The organism is Variovorax sp. dw_954, from assembly GCF_018449755.1.
Lineage (GTDB): Bacteria > Pseudomonadota > Gammaproteobacteria > Burkholderiales > Burkholderiaceae_C > Variovorax.
In genome coordinates, this window is the sequence record NZ_JAAVVD010000008.1 from 178,359 (window position 1) to 199,769 (window position 21,411).

The following is a 21,411-nucleotide window of genomic DNA, read 5'->3' on the forward strand; positions in this document are numbered from 1 at the left end:
GAATCGTTGATTCGGCCCCCGCGCGTCGCAGCGGCCTGAGGGCCAGCTTGCGATCAGACGCCCCAGCGTAAGGCCGGCGTATGCACCGGCGCGTCCCACAGCGCCAGCGTGGCCGCATCGACGGCCGTCACCGTCACCGAGCAACCCGCCATCTCCAGCGAGGTCACGTACGGCCCGGTCAGGAAGCGCGCCACCTTCAACCCGTGCCCATCGAGGATCTTGCGCACCGAGTTGACCATCAGGTACAGCTCCATCAGCGGCGTACCACCGAAGCCGTTCACCAGCAGGATCACCTCCTGTCCGGCCTTCAATGACAGGTCCTTGAGGATCGCGCCGGTCAGCTCCGCCGCGATGTCGTCCGCCGACGCGAGCTTGACGCGGCGCCGGCCCGGCTCGCCATGGATGCCGACGCCCATCTCCATCTCGTCCGGCCCGATCTGGAAGGTCGGCTTGCCTGCGGCCGGCACGGTGCAGGAGGTGAGCGCCACGCCCATCGAGGCGGTAGCTTTGTTGACCGCATCGCCAAGCGCCTTCAGTTGCGCGAGCGAGTCGCCGCGCTCGGCCGCCGCGCCGATGATCTTCTCGACGATGAGCGTGCCGGCCACGCCACGTCGTCCGGTCGTGTAGGTGGAGTTCTCCACCGCCACGTCGTCGTTGACGATGACGGTCTCGTTTTCGCAATCGACCATCTCGGCGGCCATCTGGAAGTTCATCATGTCGCCGGAATAGTTCTTGACGATGAACAGCACGCCCGCGCCGGTGTTCACGGCCTGCGCCGCGGCCAGCATCTGGTCCGGCGTGGGGGAGGTGAAGACCTGGCCGGGGCAGGCCGCGTCGAGCATGCCGTGGCCGATGAAGCCGGCGTGCAAGGGCTCATGGCCCGAGCCGCCGCCGGAGATCAGCGCCACCTTGCCGGGCTTGGGCGTCTTGCGCCGCACGAACAGGCCGCCCTCGCCAAGCGTCACGATGTCGGCATGTGCGGCGGCGAAGCCGTCAAGGGATTCGGTCAGGATGTTGTCGACGTCGTTGATGAGCTTCTTCATGGGGCGGTGGCTTTCTGGCGAGTCAGGCGATTCAGGCGGAAAGGGAAGACGTTGGCGAGGGCGAGGAAAGGCTGTCACAGATCGCACCGATGATCAATGCCATCGAACGCGAACCCGGGTCCACATGGCCCAGCGCCCGGTCGCCGAGGAAGGAGGCGCGGCCCTTGATGGCGTCCATCGCGGCCGTGGCTTCGGCGCTGGCAAAGGCGCACTCGCGCACGCGCGCGGCGAGGTTGTCACCGCCCGAGGCCAGCACCTTCTGCACCGGGTCGAGCACGTCGAGCAGCGTCTTCTGGCCGACCTCCGCCTTGCCGAGCCGTGTCAGCGCCTTGATGCCGGCGTCGACGGCGCTGGCCAGCGCGGCGGCAGTCGGCGGGTCCGGCAGCTCCTTGCCGAGCGTGACCATCAGCGTGCCGAACACCGGGCCCGAGGAGCCGCCGATGGTCGACATGCAGGTCATGCCCATGGTGCGCAGCGCGTCATTGAGCGACTGGCCGGCCATGTCGTCGAGCTTGCCCTGGATCGCGAGCGCGCCGCGCCGCATGTTGAGGCCGTGGTCGCCGTCGCCGATGGCCTGGTCCAGCGCGGTGAGTTCGTCGACGTGGTCGATGAGCGTTTGCGTGGCGTTGCGGATGAGGTCGATCTGATCGGTCATGTCGTTCTTCCCTGTTGGTGATTCATGCAGTCATTCACTCATGCGGCGATGCGCTGGCCCTCGGCGTCGAACCACAGTGGGCGCATCAGTTCGACGCGCACCGCATCGTCGGGCTCGAAGCGCTCGCCGCCGGGCGCGGAGACGATCAGTTCCTGGTCGCTGTCGTCGAGGCCGACGTGCACGAGGTGCTGGTCGCTCAGCCGCTCGATGCGCTTGACGCGGGCGCCGCGGTGGGCCGTGTCCGCCGCATCGCGATGGATTCGCAGATGCTCCGCCCGCACGCCGACCGTGACCGCCTGCCGTGGCCCCGCGACAGCCGGCACCAGCGCGCGTGGAAAGAGGTTGATGCGCGGCGAGCCGAGCCGCGCCGCGACGTGGCTGCTGCGCGGGTCTTCGTAGATCTGCTGCGGCGTGCCGACCTGGACCAGCTTGCCCGCATCGAGCACGCCGATGCGCGTGGCCATGGTCATCGCTTCGATCTGGTCGTGCGTGACGTAGAGCATGGTCGCGCCGAGGTCCTGCTGGATGCGCTTGAGTTCGAGGCGCAGGTCGTTGCGCAGCTTGGCATCGAGCGAAGACAGCGGCTCGTCCATGAGGTAGAGCGACGGGCTGCGCACCAGCGCGCGGCCGATGGCGACGCGTTGCATCTGGCCGCCGGACAGCTTGGTCGCGGGGTTCCTCAGCTTGTCGTGGATGCGCAGCATGTGCGCGACCTCCTCGACCTTGCGGCGGACCTCTGCCTCGGGCGTCGGGCGCAAAGGCGAACGCAGGGGAAAGGCGAGGTTGTCGAAGACGCTCAGGTGCGGATAGAGGGAGTACTGCTGGAACACGAAGGCGACGTCGCGCAGGGCCGGGGCCAGCGCGGTCACCTCGCGTCCGGCGATGCAGACCTTGCCTGCGTCCGGCTGCTCCAGGCCCGCGACGAGCCGCAAGGTGGTGGTCTTGCCGGCGCCGCTCGGGCCGAGCAGCACGAAGAATTCGCCGCTCGGGATGTCGAGGTTCAGTCCATCGACCGCCTGGATCGCGCCGAAACGCTTGCCGACGTTGGTGAGTCGCAGCTCAGCCATGGCGTGCTCCCTGGCGACGCACGGCGTGCGGCTGGTCGTCGCGCGCGGTGCGCAGCGCGCGGCCGGATGCGGCGTCGAAAAGCGACACTGCGCGTGAATCGAAAGCCAGGCCGACGTGGTCGCCGCGCCGCGCGGGGCTCGTGACGTCGACCTTGGCCCGCACCGTTGCGCCCTGCGCGGTGGCCAGCGTGACGACGGTACTGGTGCCAAGGTACTCGGTACCGAGCACTTCGGCGCGCAGCATGGAATCGTCGTGGAAGCGCACATGCTCGGGCCGCACGCCGCACAGCAGGTGGCGCGCCGACACGTCCTCGCGCGCGGCCGGCACGATGAGCTTCGCGGGGCCGATCTGGATGGCGTCGTCGCCGCTGGCCATCGCCGCTTCGAAGGGCAGGAAGTTCATCGACGGCGCGCCGATGAAGTCGGCGACGAACACGCTGGCCGGCCGCTCGTACACCTCCAGCGGTGCGCCGAGCTGCTCGATCACGCCCTCGTTCATGATCGCGATGACATCGGCCATGGCCATCGCTTCCATCTGGTCGTGCGTGACGTAGACGGTGGTGGCATGCAGGCGGTCGTGCAGCGCGCGCAGTTCCTGGCACATGACCTCGCGGAATTCGGCATCGAGCGCGCCGAGCGGCTCGTCCATGAGAAAGGCCAGCGGCTGCCGCACGATCGCGCGGCCGAGCGCCACGCGCTGGCGGTCGCCGCTGGAGAGGCCCGACACCGGCTGGTCGAGCAGGTGCGTGATGCGCAGCGTGCGCGCAGCCTGTTCCACCGCCTGGTCGACCTGCTTGCGCGGCATGCCCTGAGACACCAGCGGAAAGGCGATGTTGCGCCGCACGTTCATGTGCGGATAGAGCGCGAACATCTGGAACACGAAGGCGATGTCGCGCGCCGACGCGCGCTTGAAGCTCACGTCCTCGTCGCCGAGGAAGATCTGTCCGGAGGTCGGCAGTTCGAGCCCCGCGATCATGCGCAGCGTGGTCGTCTTGCCGCAGCCCGAGGGGCCGAGCAGGCAGAAGAACTCGCCGTCGTGCACGGTGAAGGTGGAATCCTTGACCGCGGTGAAGTCGGCGAAGGCCTTGTGGAGGTGGTGGACGCGGATGTCGGCCATGTCACATTTCCGTTGCGTGGCGTGCTGCGCATGTCGTGTGAGTTGCGGACCCGAGCGCGGGCCGAGGCCACCGGGTATCCCCTTCCGCGAATGTCCCCCGGCCTTCGGCCTCCTCCTTTATTTCGCTGCAGGGGACACCCGATGCCCTCGGCCCAGGACACGCCGCGTCGTGCGGGCCGATCAACACTTGCGCGTCCGGATCGCGTCGATGGTGTGCTCTGCGCAGCAAAACAAAGGGGGAGTTGCGAAAGCCGGCAGCCGCAGGCTGACGGCGGACATTCGCGGAGTGGAGTACGCCGTCGGTGTTATCCCGTCCCCAGCGCACAAAGCGGGCGCGGAAAGAGCTCTGCAAGCGACGAGGCTGTCTCATTTCCGCTCGCTTCATTCGGGAAATTTCGACACGACCATGAACAGCAAGGTGCCAAACAGCGTCGTCACGAACGACCACGTGTAAAGCACCATCGCCAGGGGCTGCAGCATCATCACCAGCCCGGCCGTGATGACGACGCAGGCGGCGATCTCCATGGGACCGCGCCGCAGCCAGCGTGGCCAGCGGCGTTGCGCATGCGTGGGCATCGGCGAGTTCATTTGCGCACCGCTCCGAAGGTGATGCCGCGCAGCAGGTGCTTGCGCAGCAGGATCGTGAAGACCAGGATCGGTATCAGGAACAGCGTGGTTCCCGCTGCGACCGCGGGCCAGTCCTGTCCGCCCTCGCCGATGATGATCGGGATGAACGGCGGCGCCGTCTGCGCCGTGCCGGAGGTCAGCAGCACCGCGAACGCATATTCGTTCCAGGCGAAGATCAGGCAGAAGATCGAAGTGGCCACGATGCCGGTGGTCGCCTGCGGCAGCACTACCTTGCGGAAGGCCTGCAGACGGGTGTAGCCGTCGACCATCGCGGCCTCCTCGTACTCGCGCGGAATCTCGTCGATGAAACCCTTGAGCAGCCACACCGCGAGCGACACGTTCACCGCGCTGTAGAGCAGGATCATTCCGAGACGCGTGTCCGACAGGCCGAGTTCACGGTACATCAGGTAGATCGGGATCGCCACCGCGATCGGCGGCATCATCCGCGTCGACAGGATGAAGAACAGCAGGTCATCCTTCAGCGGAACCTTGAAGCGCGAGAAGGCATAGGCCGCCATCACACCGAAGCCGACCGACAGCACGGTCGAGCCGAAGGCGATGATCAGCGAGTTGATGAAGCGGGGGATGTAGTTCGACGGCCCCGCGATCACCATGTTGTCGGCACGCGCGACCTTGTCGCAAGTGTCGGTTGCGGGTGGCAGCGCGGCGACGTATTCCGGCGTCTGCCGCGAGCGCGTCGTGAACAGGTTGCAGTAGCCCTGCGGCGACGGTGTGAACACGATCTTCGGCGGATAGCTGATGGAGTCCGGCGGCGTCTTGAAGCCGGTGAGGATGATCCATACCAGCGGGATCATCGTGATCAATGCATAGAGCACGACCACCGACCCGGCGAACCAGCGCGTGCGCGAACTCGGCTCGACGACGGAATGCGCGGTGCTGATGCCTTGGCTCATGTCGTCCTCAGCGGTTCTTCACGTGATTGAGTGCCTTCACGTAGATGTTGGCCAAGCCGAACACCGACACGAAAAGGATGATCGCGAAGGCCGACGAATAGCCGGTCCTCCACTTCTCGAATGCCTCGCGCTTCAGCGTGATCGACGCCAGTTCGGTCGCGGACCCCGGCCCGCCCGAAGTCAGCAGGTTCACCATGTCGAACATCTTGAAGTTCTCGATGCCGCGGAACAGCACGGCGAGCATGATGAAGGGCAGCACCATCGGCAGCGTGATCGACCAGAACTGCCGCCACTTCGATGCTCGATCAACTTCAGCCGCCTCGTAGATGTAATCCGGTATGGAGCGCAACCCGGCCAGGCAGATCAGCATCACGTAAGGCGTCCACATCCATGTGTCCACGATGATGATGGCCCACGGCGCTAGTTTGACCGAGCCGATCATCTCGAAGGACGAAGCCGGCACGCCCGTGAGGAAGGACACGGCGTAGTTGAACAGCCCGATCTGCGGCTGATAGAGAAAGGCCCAGAAGTTGCCGACCACGGCCGGCGACAGCATCATCGGGATCAGGATCATCGTGGTCCAGAAGCCGTGCCCGCGGAACTTGCGGTCGATGAGGTAGGCCAGCGCGAAGCCGATCAGCATCTGCAGGAAGATGGTCCAGAACAGGAAGTGCGCCGTGGCCTGCATCGCCAGCCAGATGTCCGGATCGGTGAGCACCGACACGTAGTTGTCGATGCCGACGTCCAGCACGTTGGCGTTGGGCCGGTTGGCCCGGTAGTTGGTGAAGGACAGCTTGATCGTCCAGATCAACGGGAAGATGTTGATCGCGAGCAGGAGCACCATCGTCGGCCCGACGAAGAGCCACGCGATCGCCCGGTCCGACAGCCCGCGCATGCGCATCGCCACCGCCGGTGGCGTGGCTTCGGCGGCACGGGCGACGATTCCTTTGGCGGAGGGGCTCGGCATCGGTGGACGAATGGCGCTCACGGTCTTCACGCCTTCTTACTTCGCCTTGCCATCGTCCTTGAACACCTTGGTCCAGTCAACGACCAGCGCGTCCAGTGCTTCCTTGGCGGTGCCCTTGTCGGCCACGACGTAGTCATGCACGCGCTTCTGCATGGCGAGCAACAGTTGCGCGTAGGAAGGCTCGGCCCAGAAGTCGACCACCATGCCCATCGAGTCGAGGAAAGCCTGCGCGAAGGGCGAGCTCTTCGGGTAGGCCGGGTCGTCCAGCACGGCCTTGGCCGCCGACGAGCCGCCGATGGCCTGCCACTTCTTCTGCACCTCGGGGCTCGCGAACCACTTGATGTACTGCAGCGATTCGTTCTTGTTCGCCGAGTACGACACCACCGAGATGCCTTGGCCGCCCAACTGCACGCCCTTGCCCTTGTCCGACGGGTTGGTGAAGAAGCCGATCTTGTCGCCACCGACGTTCGGGTCCTTGTAGAGGCCGGGGAAGAAGGCGAACCAGTTCATCATCATCGCGACCTGGCCGGACTTGAAGGCATCCAGCCCTTCGCCCATGTACGCATTGGTCAGGCCGGGCGGCGTGCTGCCCTTGTAGATGGCCTTGTAGAACTCGAGGCCGCGCACCGCGTCTGGCGAGTTGACGAAGCCTTGCATCGAATACGGCTTCTTCGGGTCTTCGTATTTGAAGCCCATCGGGTAGAGCACGTTGGTCACGCCCATCGTGATGCCTTCGGAGCCGCGCTCGGTGAAGATGTAGGCGCCGTAGACCTTCTTGCCGTCGATCATGCGACCCTGGAAGAACTCCGACACTTCCTTGAACTCGGTCCAGGTCTTGGGTGGTGCGAGGTCGCGCTTGTACTTGCCCTTGAACTCGGCCTGGATCTCGGGCTTGGCGAACCAGTCCTTGCGATAGGTCCAGCCCACCGCGTCGGCCATGGCGGGCAGCGCCCAATAGTTGGGCGTGTTCTTCGGCCACTCCGCGTAGCCCACCACGGTGGCGGGCGCGAAGTCGGTCATCTTGATGCCTTCCTTGGCAAAGAAGTCATTGAGCTTGACGTAGTGGCCCTGCTCGGCCGCGCCGCCGATCCACTGGCTGTCGCCGATGATCAGGTCGCACAGCTTGCCCTTGGAGTTGAGCTCGTTGAGCATGCGGTCGGCGAAGTTGGTCCAGGGCACGAACTCGAACTTCATCTTCACGCCGCTCTTGGCCGTGAAGTCCTTCGACAGTTCGACCAGGGCATTGGCCGGGTCCCATGCGGCCCAGCAGAGCGTGATGGTCTTGTCCTGCGCCTGTACGTTGGCGCTGGTGAGGCCGAGAACGGCAGCAGTGGCCAGGGCGAGCACCCCCGGCAGCATCTTCGAGATCGATTTCATGAGCAGTCTCCAGAAAAACAAGGGGTTTCAAGGACACATACCCGGCTGTCGAGCACCTAATGCAGGTTCTCGGCCGTCAGGATCTCGATGCGCGGCTGCACCACGTTGAGTGCGCCGCGGACGTTCTCGCACAGCGCGCGCAACACGCGCGCCGCCGTCAATACGCAGTAATGAATGTCCTGGTGCAGGACATAGCTGAGCGCGTTCGCCGACAGCAGCGAACCGTGCTCGTCGGTGAAGTCGTGGGCGATCGCGCCGGCCTGCGGCAACAGGCCCGATTCGCCCAGCGCGCGGGCGACGCCGGCGCTGCCGGAGCCGACGTTGTAGATGCCGGCCACGCGCGCGGGGTCGATGTCGCCGCGCAGGGTCTGCAGCAGCGCCTCGCAGGCGCCATCGTTGTCGGCCGGAAGGTCGGGCGTGCGCTGCAGCTTCAGCGTGGGGAAACGCTCCTCGACGGCCTGCGCGAAGCCGATGCGCCGCTCGATCTCGGAGCTGAGCCGCGTGGCCTGCGACGACAGCAGCAGCGTGTCGCGCCGGGCGCCGTAAGCCATGCGGCCGAGCAGCAGCCCGGCCGTGCGCCCGGCGGCGCGGTTGTCGGCGCCGATGCAGGTCTCGCGCATCGAGCCGGCCACGTCGGAGAACAGCGTGACGACATGCACGCCGGCACGCACCAGTTCGTTGATGGCGCGCTTGATGGGCGGGAGGTCCGGCGCCATCAGCGCGATGCCTTCGCAGTCGCCCACCTGGGCCAGTTCCTCGGCAAAGCGGACGGGGTCGGTGGTGTCGATGCGGTGGGTGATCTCGGTGATGTGCGCGTGCCGGAAGTCGCCGGCAGCCTGTGCGATCTGGCGCTCGACCAGGTCGACGAACGGCGATTCGTCGGCCGGCAGCACGAAGGCGAAACGGGCGTTGGCACCCTTGCGGGGTCGCCCGGGCTGCTGCGGCGCGCCGACTTCCTCGACCACCTGCATCACGCGTTGCACCGTCTCGGCATTGACGCCGGGGCGGCGGTTCAGGACCCGGTCGACCGTGGCCGTCCCCACGCCGGCGATGCGGGCGATGTCGGCAATGGTGGGGGTGGCGGACATGCTTGATGTCGTATTTGGTTTGGTGATGCTATTAACATCAATAAATAAATCAATCAGGGTTTTGGAGCATTCGGCCCATGCCGGTCCAATGCCGGTTCATGCCGGAGGCCAGTGATGTGAAGGGAGGAGGGGGCGGCGCTTCAGCGCGCCGGAACGGGCCAGGCGTCGCCGTCGACCAGCACATGCCAGCGCGCCGGATCCACGCCGTCGAAGGTAGCGAAATAGCGCGGTGACTCGCGCCCTTCCTGCGTCACGTCGCGGATCACGATGGCCTCGACGAGGGCTGGATGCTTTCGCGCGAGCTCGGCATAGATCTCAGGGTCCGCCTCGCCCGAATCGCCCACCAGCAGGAAGCGTCGCTGCGGAAAATCCGCCATCAGCTGCTCGATCACCGCGAGCTTGTGCGCGCGCGAAGCCCCTTTGCCTGGCAGCAGCGATCGCCAGGTGGTGCTTTCGCGCAAGTGCACGCTGCCTACGGGGAAGTCGCCGGCGCGCAGGAACTCGGCCAGCGGCGGGAAGAGCTGGATCGGGCTGGCAGAGACATAGTGAAAGCGCGTGCCGGGTTCGCCCGCGAGCGTGCGGTACATCGGCGCCATGCCCGGCACCGGATCGAAGCGCCGCGTGAAGGTGTTCAACATCATCTCGTGCGTGTTGCGAACGTGGGTGTGCTTGATGGTGTCGTCGATGTCCGAGACCACCGACAGCCCGACGGGCGGCACCACGATCGCCTGGCCGTTGAAGCGCCGCGTATCGCCGGGCGCCGTCAAGGCATGGAACCGCACCACATCTTCGTCCGGGCGCGGAGAGGGCGCATCGATCAACAGCCGCATGTTGGTGCGGCCGTTGTCGGCGGTCGGCGGCAGCGCGATCTGCAGCCCGGTGGCGTCCACGACGATGTCGATCACCCGCTCGTCGCTCGACTCGGTGTGGAACAGGCCGGTGCGCTGGTCGAAGCGCGTGCGGGCCGCCCGCGAGAGCCGCTGCACGTCGATCTTCAGGTAGCGCGACAGAAGGCTGTTCACGCCGTGCATTCGCTCCTTCTCGTAGAGCCACGCATGCACGTCGATTTCAAGCTGGCCGCCTTCCACGACCCGCGCGACGCCGGGCATGAAGAGCACCTGGTCCTTGGCGCGAAGCGGCTCGGCATGCAGCGCAGGCGACAGCGCCACGGCCAGCCAGAAGGGCAGCAGCAGGGCGCGTACGCCGTGCGCGACCGACAAGTTCATGCAGGCACGAGCGAGCGCAGCAAGTCGGCCGCGGGGATCGCGCGGCAGCCGCTGGCGTTCTGGCCCGACCACAGCGTGGAGAAATCGTCACGTCCCAGCTTCTCGGCGGCGGCCTTCAGTGGCGCCAGCGCGGCGGTCGCGAAAGGGAAGGCGGGCGCGGCGTCGCTCAGCGCTCCCAGTTCCTTCATGAGCCGGTTGTACATGCCGCGTGCCGGCCGGCCGGTGAACACGTTGGTGAGCGTGGTGTGCTCGGCGCGCCGGCTTTGCAGTGCGGCCCGGTGCATCGGGCTGATGGTCGCCTCCGCGCACAGCATGAACGAGGTGCCGAGCTGCACGCCGGCCGCGCCCAGCGCCAGCGCCGCGACCACGCCATCACGGTCGGCAATGCCGCCCGCTGCGATCACGGGCACCTTCACCGCGCGCACCACCTGCGGCAGCAGCGCCATCGTGCCGAGTTGCGTGCTGAGGTCGTCGCTGAGGAAGATGCCGCGATGTCCCCCGGCTTCCACGCCCTGCGCGATGACGGCATCGACGCCGTGGGCTTCGAGCCAGCGCGCCTCCTCCACCGTCGTGGCCGAGGAGATCACCTTGGCGCCCCATCCCTTGACGCGGGCAAGCAGCGCTGGCGGCGGCAGTCCGAAATGAAAGCTCAACACGGGCGGCTTGAACTCCGCGATCAGCCCGGCAACCTCTGCCGAGAAGGGTGCGCGACCGCCACCCGCAGGCACCGTGGCCGGGTCGATGCCGAACTCGGCGTAGTACGGCGCGAGGGCCGCGCGCCATTTCGCCTCGCGCACCGGGTCGGGCTCGGTGGGTTGGTGGCAGAAGAAGTTGACGTTGTAGGGCCGCGTCGTCTGCGCCGCGATGGCCTTCAGTTCCGTGCGCAGGCCATCGGGCGTGAGCATCGCGCAGGGCAGCGAGCCAAGGCCGCCCGCGTTCGATACCGCAATGGCCATCGCGCTGGTTTGCACCCCGGCCATCGGCGCCTGGATGATCGGCAGTTCGATGCCGAACAACTGCTGGATGTTCATGGTGCCTCGCTCCTTTGCAGCGTCACGAAACTGTAGGGCAGGCCGTTGGCCGCGACGTGCGATTCACGGGCCGTTTCATGCCAGTCTGCGCCAAGCGGCGGCGCATGGACATCGCCGTCGAAATCGCGGTCGATCTCGGTCACGATCGCGCGATGCGCGAAAGGCGCCGCCTCGGCAAAGATCTGCGCACCGCCGATCACCCACACCTCTTCGCTCTGTTCGCACAGCGCGAGCGCCTCTTGCAGGCTTGCCGCGCGTTGCGCGCCTTCTGCGCTCCAGTCGGGCTGGCGCGTGACCACGATGTTGCGGCGTCCCGGCAGCGGCCGGAACCTGGGCGGCACCGAGTCCCACGACTTGCGCCCCATGATCACCGGCGCGCCCATCGTCGTGCGCCTGAAGTGCGCCATGTCCTCGGGCAGGTGCCAGGGCAGGGTGCCGTTGATGCCGATCGCGCCGTTGGCGGCGCGGGCGTAGAGGAGGTTCACGCGTGCCATCGTCATCTCCTGTTCTCAGACCGCGACCGGCGCCTTGATCGCCGCATGATGCTGGTAGTCCAGCACCTCGAAGTCCTCGTACTGGTAGTCGAAGATCGATGCCGGCTTGCGCTTGATGTGCAGCGTGGGGTACGGGTGCGGCGTACGGCCCAATTGCAGCGCGACCTGTTCGGCATGGTTGGTGTAGATGTGGCAGTCGCCGCCGGTCCAGATGAAGTCGCCCACGTCCAGGTCGCACTGCTGCGCCACCATGTGCGTCAGCAGCGCGTAGCTCGCGATGTTGAAGGGCACGCCGAGGAAGATGTCGGCGCTGCGCTGGTAGAGCTGGCAGCTCAGCTTGCCGCGCTCGCCCTCGGCCTGCGGCGGCGCCACGTAGAACTGGAAGAAGGCATGGCAGGGCATCAGCGCCATCTTCGACAGCTCCGCCACGTTCCAGGCGCTCACGATGATGCGGCGCGAATCAGGGTTGCTCCTGAGCGTCTTGATGACGTCGCTGATCTGGTCGATGTGGCCGCCGTCGGGCGTGGGCCAACTGCGCCATTGCACGCCGTAGACCGGGCCCAGGTCGCCGTCCTCGCGCGCCCATTCGTCCCAGATCGTGACGTCGCGCTCCTTCAGCCAGTTGTTGTTGCTGGAGCCGGTGAGGAACCACAGCAGTTCCTGGATGATGGACCTCAGGTGCACCTTCTTCGTGGTGACCAGCGGAAAGCCTTCGTTCAGGTCGAAGCGCATCTGGTAGCCGAACACGCTCCTGGTGCCGGTGCCGGTGCGGTCGGCCTTGAACACGCCGTGCGTGTCGACGTGGCGCATGAAGTCTTCGTATTGGGAGCGGATGGGGCGGGGGGTCATATCGGTTGGGCGGGTGGCCGCCCGTCCCTGGAAGTGCGGGCGTTGTGGATGGCGACAACTTCCGCGGTCAGCAAATCGTTGACTGTCCGGGAGAGATCCAGGCCAAGGTGCTCGGCCATTTCGAGCACCTTGCTGTTGAGCTGGAGCTCGATCTCTTCGTGCGGCGCGTTTTCGAAGTCGTGCATGAGGTCGAAGAATACAGGCGGGTTTGCGGTCAAGCCCGCAGCACTCGCCCCGGATTCAGGATGTTCTGCGGATCAAGCCCGCGCTTGATGGCGCGCATCATGCCGAGCGCGACCGGGGACTTGTGCTTCTCCAGCTTGTCGACCTTGAGCGCGCCGATGCCATGCTCGGCCGAGAAGGAGCCGCCGAACTGTTCCACCGCGTCGTACACCAGCGTGTTCACGCGCGCTTCCTCGTTGTTCAGGAAAGCCTTCGAATCGCCATCGGCCGGCGCCTGCACGTTGTAGTGCAGGTTGCCGTCGCCGAGGTGGCCGAAGTTGACCAGCCGCACGCCCGGGATCTCGCGCTGGAGCAGCGCGTCCGTGGCGGCGACGAAGGCCGGGATGCGCGACACGGCAATCGAGATGTCGTGCTTGATGTTCAGGCCTTCTTCGGCCTGCGCCAGCGGGATGCTTTCGCGGATGTGCCAGAGCTGGTGCGCCTGCGTGAGGTTCTCGGCCACCACGGCATCGGTGATGCAGCCGTCTTCGAAGGCCTTTTCCATCAGCGCCTCGAAGCGCGTGCGGGCATGGTCTTCGGATTCGCTGTCGGAGTTCTCCAGCAGGACGCAGTAGGGCGCCGAAGCGTCGCCTGCGAAGGGCACACGCATCGCGGGAAAGTGCTTCACCACCAGGCTCAACGCGAACTGGCCCATCACCTCGAAGCCGGTCAGGCCCGCGCCCAGGTATTGGTGCGCGAGGCCCAGCAGCGTGACCGCATGGTCCAGTGACGGCACGGCGGCCCATGCGGTGAGTTGCGCCGCGGGCATCGGATAGAGCTTCATCGTCGCGGCGGTGATGATGCCGAGCGTGCCTTCACTGCCGATCAGGAGGTCGCGCAGGTCGTAGCCGGTGTTGTCCTTGCGAAGGCCATTCGTGCCCTCCCAGATCTCGCCCTGCGGCGTGACCACTTCGAGGCCGAGGCACAGGTCGCGCGTGTTGCCGTAGCGCACGACCTGCGTGCCGCCGGCGTTGGTGGCGAGGTTGCCGCCGATGGTGCAACTGCCTTCGGCCGCGAGACTCAGCGGGAACAGGTAGCCCGCCTTTTCGGCCGCCTCCTGCAGCGACTGCAGCACGCAACCGGCCTCCACCGTCACGGTCATGTTGGCGCCGTCGATCTCGCGCACCGCGTTCATGCGCTGCAGGCTCAGCACGACCTGCCTGCCGCTCGCGTCCGGCGTCGAGCCGACCGCGAGCCCGGTGTTGCCGCCCTGCGGCACCAGCGAGGTGCCGGCAGCCGCGCAGGCCTGGACGACCCCGGCCACCTGCTGCGTGCTGCCCGGCCGCACCACGGCCAGCGCCTTGCCGCGGTCGCGCTTGCGCCAGTCCTGCTCGTAGGCGGTGAGGTCGCCTTCGGTGAGCACGTTGGGGGCGCCGACGATGACGCGCAGTTGGTCCAGCAAATCGGTCATGAGGAGGCAGTCCCGGTGGGGTGTTGCGCCGCGGCGTTGCGCAGGCGCAGCCGCACGTGAAAGGCGCAGGCGACGAAGAGGACGAGGCACAAGACCACTTCCAGCAGCGCGAGCGCGCGGCTCAGCGGCAGCACGTCGCTCCAGGCGCGCACCACGCCTTCGGTGAAATAGAGCCAGACCATGAGGCTGACCCAGCGATAGGTGTACATGCGGTTCTTCAGGAGCCCGGCCAGCGGCACGATCAGCGGCAGCACCTTGAGCGCCAGCCAGGAACCGCCGGGCCGCACGGGCGCGAGCCACATCTCCCACACAAGGCCGAGCACGATCAGGCCGACCAGGCTGCCCACGGCCAGGATACGGGTCAGGGCGACGGAAGAAGAGGGCGTTGCGGTGGTTGTCAAAACGGAAAGCTTGCAGGTGGCAGGACCCCTTCCAGGAACACCGCGAAGAATCGGCTTCGCGCGGCCGCTGGTGCTGCCCCGCCGAGGGGGTGGCGGCGCGACTCGCAGTGCCGGGCGGCCCGGGGGGTGAACCTATGATACCGGGCATGAATTCCCGGCAGTGGCTGCACGATCTCTCGCAATTTCCCTGGCGCAACACCGCCGCCGTTCTCGGAAAGCGATTTCGCGAAGACCGGCTCGGCTTGACGGCCAGCAGCCTCACCTTCACCACCATCATTGCGCTGGTGCCATTCTTCACCGTGGCGCTGGCCTTGTTCACGGTGTTCCCGATGTTCGCGTACATGCGCGGACGCCTCCAGCGCTGGCTGGTCGAGAGCCTGATCCCCGACAACATTGCGCGCCAGGTGCTGGACTACCTGAACCAGTTCTCGAGCAAGGCGAGCGGGTTGGGCATTGCCGGGCTGGTGGTGCTGGTGTTCACCGCCGTCGCATTGATCCTCACCATCGACAAGACGCTCAACAACATCTGGCGTGTGCGCACGCCGCGCCCGCTGGCGCAGCGCGTGCTGATCTACTGGTGCGCGATCACGCTCGGTCCGGTGATGCTGGCGGTCAGCATCACCACCACGGGCTGGGCGTTCGCGGCGTGGGGCGGCGGACAGGGAGGCATCGCCCTCCTCAAGACGCTGTTCGACGCGGTCGAATTCATCCTGGTGGCGGGCGCCCTCGCCACGCTGTACCGCTTCGTGCCCAACACCCACGTCAAGTGGGCGCACGCCTGGGCGGGAAGTCTTTTCGTGGCGGTTGCCATCGACATCGCCAAGCGCGGCCTGGCCTTCTACCTGAGCCTGATGCCCTCGTATTCGGTGATCTACGGTGCGTTCGCGATCCTGCCCATCCTGCTGATCTGGATCTACATCGCCTGGGTGATCGTGCTGCTCGGCGCGGTCATCGCGGCCTACCTGCCGAGCCTGATGACGGGCGTGGCGCGCCGCGGCAACGTGGCCGGCTGGCGCTTCCAGCTGGCGCTCGAAGTGCTGCAGAACCTGCACGCCGCCCAGTCGACAGCGGCGCGCGGACTCGGCGGCGCGGCGCTGGTGCAGCGCTTGCGGGTCGACTCGCTCCAGCTTGCGCCGGTGCTGGAGACGCTGGTCGCGATGGACTGGATCGCGCCGCTGGCCGAAGCGCCCGGCAACGACGATCCGCGCTTCGTGCTGCTGGCCGATCCCGACAGCACGTCGCTGGCCCCGCTGGTCGGGCGCCTGCTGCTGCCGCCGGCGCAGAGCCTGCAGCCGGTCTGGCAAAAAGCCCCGCTCGCGGAGTTGCGCCTGCGCGATGCGCTGTAATTCCACCCGACTGATAATCCCGCTTCCTTGAACGCAGTACTCCAATCCCCCGCCGATGACGCCCTCTGGGTGGTGTGCCTTTGCGCCGAATGGTGCGGGGCCTGCCGCGAATACCGCCCGCTGTTCGAGCAGGTGGCCAAGGCCCATCCTTCCATGCGCTTTGCCTGGGTCGACATTGAGGACCATGCCGACATTGCCGACGACTTTGACGTGGAGACCTTTCCGACCCTCCTCGTCGCAGGCGGGCAAGGCACCCATTTCGTCGGGCCGATCCTGCCGCATGCCGAGACGCTCTCGCGCATGCTCGCGTCGCTGCAGCCGGCCCGTGCCGCCGACCCCGAAGTGGGCACGCTGCTGGCCGCGCTGCGCCAGGCCCCCGAACAATTCGAGATCTGATCCATGAAAGTCCTGCTTTTCGGCGCCAGCGGCATGGTTGGCCAGGGTGTGTTGCGTGAATGCCTGCTCGACCCCGACGTGAAGCGCGTGGTGGCGGTCGGGCGGAGTTCACTCGGCAAGTCCGACCCCAAGCTCGGCGAATTGATCGTCAGCGACTTCTACGACTACGCGGCGGTCGAATCGAAGCTCAAGGGCTTCGACGCCTGCTTCTTCTGCCTGGGTGTTTCGTCCGTGGGCATGAAGGAGGCCGACTACCGCCGGCTGAGCTACGACCTGCCTATGGCCGCCGCAACCGTGCTGGCGCGGCTCAATCCGAAGATGACCTTCACCTTCGTGACAGGCGCCGGTTGCGACAGCAGCGAGCGCGGGCCGGTGATGTGGGCGCGGGTCAAGGGCGCGACCGAGAACGCCTTGCTGAAGCTGCCGTTCAAGGCGGCCTACATGTTCCGGCCCGGCATCATCCAGCCCCTGCATGGTGTGCGTTCGAAGACGCCGCTGTACCAGGGCATCTACAACCTGACCGGGCCGCTGTTCCGGGTGTTCGGGGCGGTCGCGCCCAACTCGGTGACGACGAGCGAGAAGGTCGGGCGCGCGATGCTGGCGGTGGCCAGGCGCGGCGCGCCGTCCCCGTTCGTGGAGATGGCGGACATCAATCGGCTCGGGGCTTGAGAACCCGGCCGGTGGCCGAAGCTCCTGCATTGTTTTGCCGCGCAAGGACCTGAAGGGGCCGAGCGCCTGCCAGCTTCAAATTGCACCCGCTCACGCGGTCTTCGTGGCTTCCCCCCAGGCCAGCTCCGCCACCCGTTCGAATTTCGACGACAGCGCCACCGCCTCCGGGCTCGACGCCGTGCCGCGCAGCACGCGTCCGCGGATGCCGTGCAGGATGGCGGCGAAGCGGAACATGTTGAAGGCGACGTAGAAGTCCAGGTCGCCGATGCCATCGCGCCCCGTGCGCTCGCAGTAGGCCCGTACATACGCTGCCTCATCCGGGAGGCGCGAGGCCGCCAGGTCCACGCCCATGATGCCGCCCAGGATGTCCGGCGGCATGCGGTACATCATGGCGTGGTAGGCGAAGTCGGCCAGCGGATGGCCCAGCGTGGAAAGCTCCCAGTCGAGCACGGCGATGACGCGCGGCTCGGTCGGATGGAACATCAGGTTGTCGATGCGGTAGTCGCCGTGGACGATGGAGGTCTCGTCGCCGGCCGGAATGTTCTTCGGCAGCCATTCGACCAGCAGGTCCATGTGCGCATTGCGACCTGCCGCCTCGTCCTCGAAGTACTGCTTCGACCAGCGCTTGACCTGGCGCTCCACGTACGCGCCGGGACGGCCATAGTCGCCGAGTCCGATGCTGGCGTAGTCGATGCAATGCAGTTGCGCCAGCGTCGCGTTCATCGCATCGAAGTACGCGGCGCGCTCGGCTGCCGGCAGCTTCGACAGCGTCGCGTCCCAGATGATCCGTCCCTCCATCATCTCCATGACGTAGAACCAGCTGCCGATCACCGCATCGTCCTGGCACAGCCCGTAGACCCTTGGCACCGGAAAGCCCGCGCCGTGCAGCGCGCCGATGACGCAGGCCTCGCGCTCGACCGCATGGGCGCCCTTGAGCAGGTGACCGGAGGGCTTGCGCCGCAGCACGTAGGAGCGCGTCGGCGTCGTGAGCTTGTAGGTGGGATTGGACTGGCCGCCGGCAAAGCGTTCGGCCGAGATCGGCCCCTTGAAGCCGTCGACATTCGCCGTCATCCATTGCGCGAGGTTTTCCCCGGTCAGGTCCTGTTGCGCGAGGGGCGGAGCGCTCGTGTTGCTCTCGCTCATGCGTGGCCCTTTCCGAGCGCATCGCGCTTGATCTTCTTGGCCAGCGACCACTTGTGCACCTCGGTCGGGCCGTCGTAGATGCGGAAGGCGCGCACTTCGCGGAACACCTGCTCCACGATGCTGTCGCGCGAGACGCCGGTGCCGCCCATCACCTGCACGCAACGGTCGGCGATGCGGAACAGCAGGTCGGCGACGGCCACCTTGGTCATCGAGCTTTCGGTGGTGCCGAGCGAGCCGGAGTCGAGCACCGTGGCGCACCAGTCGATCATCAGCTCGGCCTGCTTCAGGTCGATCATGTTTTCCGCGAGCATGAAGCCGACGCCCTCGTGATCGACCAGCAGCTTGCCGAAGGCCTTGCGCCGCACCGCGTACGCGGTGGCGATCTCCTGCGAGCGCACGCACGCGCCGAGCCAGCGCATGCAGTGCGACAGGCGTGCGGGAGACAGCCGGATCTGCGCGTAGCGGAAGCCTTCGTCCACCTGGCCGAGCACCTGGTCGTCGGCGACCTTCAGGCCGTCGATGAGGACGACCGAATGGCCGCCGGGCATCGAACTGTCGATGGTGTCGAGCACGCGTTCGACGCGGATCGCCGGATGCGGCAGGTCGACCAGGAACATGGTAGCGGTCGTCTTGTCGCCGGTGCTGGTGCGCGCCATGACGATGCCCACGGAGGCTCCGACCGCGCCGGTGATGAAGGCCTTGCGCCCATTGATGACCCAGCCGTCGCCATCGCGCACCGCGGTGGTCTGCAGCATCGACGGGTCCGAGCCCGCACCGCCTTCGTCGGCCGGCTCCGTCATGAAGAACGCGGAGCGCGCCTCGCCGCTGACCAGCTTGTCGAGAAATCGCTTCTTCTGGGCGGGCGATGCGACCTTGCCCAGCAGGAACATGTTGCCCTCGTCGGGCGCGGCCGTGTTGACGGCCGTGGGGCCCAGCGTCGAGAGGCCGCTGAAGCGCAGTACATGGGCCGTCTCCAGCTGCGAGAGGTGGTCACCGTCGTCGAGGATGTGCGGCGTGAGCACGCCGGCCTCGCGGGCCTTGGCGCGCAACTCCCGCACCAGGTCTTCGCTCGGGCCGTGGGGCCCGCAGCGCGGATCGCGCTCGTAGGGAATCACGACATCGCGGACGAAGGCCTCGACGCGCTTGCCGATGGCGTGGGCGCGCTCCGTCGGGAGATGGCCGATGGGGGTCGGGGGTTGCGTCGTCATGCGTCTGCGTCCTCGTTGCGTTCCTTGAGCCACTTGGCAATCGACGGCGCCAGCACCTTCTGCGCCTTGCCGCCCACGAAGGTGCCGATGTGGCCGCCAGGCACCGACAGCTCGCTGTAGTCCTTGGTGCCGAACTTGTCCCCCATGTCGCTGGAGCAGCAGGTCGGCACGACCACGTCGCCCTGCGCGTAGACATTGAGCACGGGCATGCGGATGTTGTTCAGGTCCACGCGCCTGTCCCCCAGCACCAGTTCGTTGCGGATCAGCTTGTTCTCCTGGTAGAGGTCCTTGAACCATTGGCGCAGGACCTCGCCGGGGTGCCCCGGCCGGTCGGCGATCCAGCGTTCCATGTGCAGGAAGCCGAGCATCTTGGCCTCGTCGTCGAGGATATCGACCAGCTCGGTCGTGTACTTCGTCATGTTGAGCACCGGGCTCATCATCAGGAAGGACAAGCCGACCGCCGCGCCCGGCGCGACGCCCATCGTCTCCACCATCAGGTCGATGTCCTCTGGCTGCAGCGCGCGCGCCCACAGGTTCATGTAGCCGGAGCCCGGCTCGGGCGGCAGGGCCTTGTCGCCGTGGAAGTCCAGCGGCGTCACGGTGATGACGAGGTTCTTGATCTTTTCCGGGAAAAGCGCCGCATAGCAGGTGCAGAACACGCCGCCCTGGCAGACGCCCAGCAGGTTGATCTGGTCGACGCCGTGGCGCTCGCGGATCACGTCGACGCAATCGTCCAGGTAGCCCGAGACGTAGTCGTCGATGGTGAGCCAGCGCTGCGCGCGCGTGGGATGGCCCCAGTCGACGACGTAGACATCGAGCCCTTCGGCGAGCAGCTTGCGCACGAAGGAGCGGTCCGGCTCCAGGTCGATCATCTGGTAGCGGCCGACCAGCGCGTAGGCCAGCAGGATCGGCGGGCCCATCGGCTTGTCGACGATGGGGCGGTAGCGGTAGAGGCGCACCGTGTCCTGCCGCCAGACCTCGTCCTTGGGGGTGGTCGCGATGGCTAGCTGGTCCTCGGTGTAGGAAGCCAGGCGCTGGCTGCCGCGCGTGATGTTCTCGGTGACGCGTTGCAGTTCCTTCATGACGCCTTCGGGGGTGAGGCGGATCGGCAGCGTGGCGGTGGGGGTGGCGGTCATGCTTTCTTGCCCTTCGAAGATGGGATGCGCTTGGCAGCGGCGGGGAGGGATCGCGTGCGCTTGGCCGCAGGCCTGGGGCTGGGCTTGGGCTTTGGCCTGGGAGCCGCCAGTTCCGCGACGGCGGCTGGCGCTGATGCGACCGGCTTGCGCAGGCGGCGCACCTGGCGCTTGAGTTCCTGGATCTCGCGGTAGGCGTCGTCGACTTCCGCGCGCGTCGGGATGTTCAGCGCCTCGCTGGCGATGGCGACGATGCGCTGCTTCTGCTGCCGTGTGCGCGCGCGTGCCCGCACCAGGTCGGCGGAGGCCGCGAGCGCATCGGGGCCCTGCATCGCGCCGTGCATGGACTGATCGAGCGCACGGGCCCAGAGCCGCACCAGCTTCAGCAGCGAGTCGACCGACTCGCCACGTTCGCCCATCGCGCGAAGGTCCTTCAACAGCATGTCGTTGCCCTTGGCCAACGCGGCCACGACGATGCTCATGTACTGCGCCTGCGCCTGCTGCTTGCCGAGCGAGGCGGCTGCCAGTTCGCGCGCCGCGCCCTGCAGCTCGCGCGTCGGCGCCAGCCCGAAGGCATCGGCCAGGCCGCCGTAGGCGCGCTCCAGGTTGAGCGACAAGGGCGCGAGCGCCTGGCCGAGCACTTCCATCGGCGCCGAGATCGAGCCCCAGCCGTCCGTCAGCAGGGTCCGGGCGGACTGCAGGCCCGGCGCCACCACGACCAGTGCATCCGCGATGCCCTGCATCTGCCGGCGCAGCATGTCCTGCAGCGAGATGAAGGCCTCGCCCGGGTCGGGGTTCGCGAGCAGCGCCTGGACATAGCCCTGGTAGAGCGGGCCGATCAGTTGCTGCGTGAGCTGCAGTGCCTGCGCCACCTGCCCGACCGGGAAGGGCAGGCCGGCGCCGTCCACGGCCGCGGCTTCGCCCTTGGGCATGGCGATGCCGGCCAGGTTGGCGATCTGGCCGCGCCACCACTCGAAGAGCCGGCCGGATTCGTTGCGTGCATCGTTGTTGTTTTCGGCGTTCATGT

23 protein-coding genes are annotated in these 21,411 nt (G+C 66.9%); 3 read left to right on the forward strand and 20 right to left on the reverse strand.

What is annotated here, in order from left to right; all coding sequences use genetic code 11:
• Positions 1–53: 53 nt before the first annotated feature.
• From dhaK to HB681_RS15215, 16 genes are all read right to left on the reverse strand, one after another.
• A complete protein-coding gene (gene dhaK, locus HB681_RS15140) occupies positions 54–1,043 on the reverse strand; it encodes a dihydroxyacetone kinase subunit DhaK (protein ID WP_213955662.1) in 990 nt (329 codons plus the stop codon).
• 31 nt (positions 1,044–1,074) lie between these two features.
• A complete protein-coding gene (gene dhaL / locus HB681_RS15145; RefSeq protein ID WP_213955663.1) occupies positions 1,075–1,698 on the reverse strand; it encodes a dihydroxyacetone kinase subunit DhaL in 624 nt (207 codons plus the stop codon).
• Between the two features lie 38 nt (positions 1,699–1,736).
• Positions 1,737–2,765 carry an ABC transporter ATP-binding protein gene (locus tag HB681_RS15150; protein WP_213955664.1) on the reverse strand — a complete coding sequence of 343 codons (1,029 nt, stop codon included), beginning with the start codon at positions 2,763–2,765 and terminating at the stop codon, positions 1,737–1,739.
• Entirely contained in the window at positions 2,758–3,882 is a 1,125-nt protein-coding gene (locus HB681_RS15155; protein ID WP_213955665.1) for an ABC transporter ATP-binding protein, read from the reverse strand. The genes HB681_RS15150 and HB681_RS15155 overlap by 8 nt, the downstream gene beginning before the upstream one ends.
• 381 nt (positions 3,883–4,263) lie before the next feature.
• On the reverse strand, positions 4,264–4,470 hold the full coding sequence (locus HB681_RS15160) for a hypothetical protein (RefSeq protein WP_213955666.1): 207 nt from the start codon (positions 4,468–4,470) through the stop codon (positions 4,264–4,266).
• Positions 4,467–5,423, reverse strand: a complete 957-nt coding sequence (locus HB681_RS15165; RefSeq protein WP_213955667.1) for a carbohydrate ABC transporter permease — start codon at positions 5,421–5,423, stop codon at positions 4,467–4,469. The genes HB681_RS15160 and HB681_RS15165 overlap by 4 nt, the downstream gene beginning before the upstream one ends.
• A 7-nt stretch (positions 5,424–5,430) precedes the next feature.
• Positions 5,431–6,390, reverse strand: a complete 960-nt coding sequence (locus HB681_RS15170; RefSeq protein WP_213955762.1) for a sugar ABC transporter permease — start codon at positions 6,388–6,390, stop codon at positions 5,431–5,433.
• A gap of 36 nt (positions 6,391–6,426) precedes the next feature.
• Positions 6,427–7,767: an extracellular solute-binding protein gene (locus tag HB681_RS15175; RefSeq protein WP_256354081.1), complete on the reverse strand. Its 1,341-nt coding sequence runs from the start codon at positions 7,765–7,767 to the stop codon at positions 6,427–6,429.
• A 56-nt stretch (positions 7,768–7,823) separates the two neighbouring features.
• On the reverse strand, positions 7,824–8,855 hold the full coding sequence (locus tag HB681_RS15180; RefSeq protein ID WP_213955668.1) for a LacI family DNA-binding transcriptional regulator: 1,032 nt from the start codon (positions 8,853–8,855) through the stop codon (positions 7,824–7,826).
• 140 nt (positions 8,856–8,995) lie between these two features.
• A complete protein-coding gene (locus HB681_RS15185; protein WP_213955669.1) occupies positions 8,996–10,081 on the reverse strand; it encodes an App1 family protein in 1,086 nt (361 codons plus the stop codon).
• A complete protein-coding gene (locus HB681_RS15190) occupies positions 10,078–11,112 on the reverse strand; it encodes a nitronate monooxygenase (protein ID WP_213955670.1) in 1,035 nt (344 codons plus the stop codon). The genes HB681_RS15185 and HB681_RS15190 overlap by 4 nt, the downstream gene beginning before the upstream one ends.
• Complete coding sequence (locus tag HB681_RS15195) at positions 11,109–11,612, reverse strand: dihydrofolate reductase (protein WP_213955671.1); 504 nt, start codon at positions 11,610–11,612, stop codon at positions 11,109–11,111. Before HB681_RS15195 ends, HB681_RS15190 begins: the two co-directional genes overlap by 4 nt.
• Before the next feature lie 9 nt (positions 11,613–11,621).
• A complete protein-coding gene (locus HB681_RS15200; protein ID WP_213955672.1) occupies positions 11,622–12,455 on the reverse strand; it encodes a thymidylate synthase in 834 nt (277 codons plus the stop codon).
• Complete coding sequence (locus tag HB681_RS15205) at positions 12,452–12,640, reverse strand: type II toxin-antitoxin system CcdA family antitoxin (RefSeq protein WP_213955673.1); 189 nt, start codon at positions 12,638–12,640, stop codon at positions 12,452–12,454. The genes HB681_RS15200 and HB681_RS15205 overlap by 4 nt, the downstream gene beginning before the upstream one ends.
• 29 nt (positions 12,641–12,669) lie before the next feature.
• The gene (locus HB681_RS15210) at positions 12,670–14,088 is read right to left on the reverse strand and encodes an FAD-binding oxidoreductase (protein WP_213955674.1); all 1,419 of its coding nucleotides are present in this window, start codon (positions 14,086–14,088) and stop codon (positions 12,670–12,672) included.
• Positions 14,085–14,489, reverse strand: coding sequence for a DUF2069 domain-containing protein (locus HB681_RS15215; protein WP_213955675.1), 405 nt, complete (start codon positions 14,487–14,489; stop codon positions 14,085–14,087). Before HB681_RS15215 ends, HB681_RS15210 begins: the two co-directional genes overlap by 4 nt.
• Before the next feature lie 134 nt (positions 14,490–14,623).
• Between HB681_RS15215 and HB681_RS15220 the strand changes: the two genes are divergently transcribed.
• The 3 genes from HB681_RS15220 to HB681_RS15230 are packed head-to-tail and all read left to right on the forward strand — an operon-like array spanning position 14,624 to position 16,900.
• The gene (locus HB681_RS15220; protein ID WP_213955676.1) at positions 14,624–15,835 is read left to right on the forward strand and encodes a YihY family inner membrane protein; all 1,212 of its coding nucleotides are present in this window, start codon (positions 14,624–14,626) and stop codon (positions 15,833–15,835) included.
• A 27-nt stretch (positions 15,836–15,862) separates the two neighbouring features.
• The gene (locus HB681_RS15225) at positions 15,863–16,231 is read left to right on the forward strand and encodes a thioredoxin family protein (protein WP_213955677.1); all 369 of its coding nucleotides are present in this window, start codon (positions 15,863–15,865) and stop codon (positions 16,229–16,231) included.
• 3 nt (positions 16,232–16,234) lie between these two features.
• Positions 16,235–16,900, forward strand: coding sequence for an epimerase (locus HB681_RS15230; protein ID WP_213955678.1), 666 nt, complete (start codon positions 16,235–16,237; stop codon positions 16,898–16,900).
• 90 nt (positions 16,901–16,990) lie between these two features.
• Here the strand turns inward: HB681_RS15230 and HB681_RS15235 are convergent, their stop codons facing one another.
• Genes HB681_RS15235 through HB681_RS15250 form a run of 4 tightly spaced genes read right to left on the reverse strand, consistent with a single transcriptional unit; the run spans position 16,991 to position 21,409 of the window.
• Positions 16,991–18,043: a phosphotransferase family protein gene (locus HB681_RS15235; protein ID WP_213955679.1), complete on the reverse strand. Its 1,053-nt coding sequence runs from the start codon at positions 18,041–18,043 to the stop codon at positions 16,991–16,993.
• Positions 18,040–19,251 carry an acyl-CoA dehydrogenase gene (locus HB681_RS15240; protein WP_213955680.1) on the reverse strand — a complete coding sequence of 404 codons (1,212 nt, stop codon included), beginning with the start codon at positions 19,249–19,251 and terminating at the stop codon, positions 18,040–18,042. Before HB681_RS15240 ends, HB681_RS15235 begins: the two co-directional genes overlap by 4 nt.
• Positions 19,248–20,387, reverse strand: coding sequence for a class III poly(R)-hydroxyalkanoic acid synthase subunit PhaC (gene phaC / locus HB681_RS15245; protein ID WP_213955681.1), 1,140 nt, complete (start codon positions 20,385–20,387; stop codon positions 19,248–19,250). Before phaC ends, HB681_RS15240 begins: the two co-directional genes overlap by 4 nt.
• Positions 20,384–21,409, reverse strand: coding sequence for a poly(R)-hydroxyalkanoic acid synthase subunit PhaE (locus HB681_RS15250; protein ID WP_213955682.1), 1,026 nt, complete (start codon positions 21,407–21,409; stop codon positions 20,384–20,386). Before HB681_RS15250 ends, phaC begins: the two co-directional genes overlap by 4 nt.
• Between the last annotated feature and the right edge of the window lie 2 nt (positions 21,410–21,411).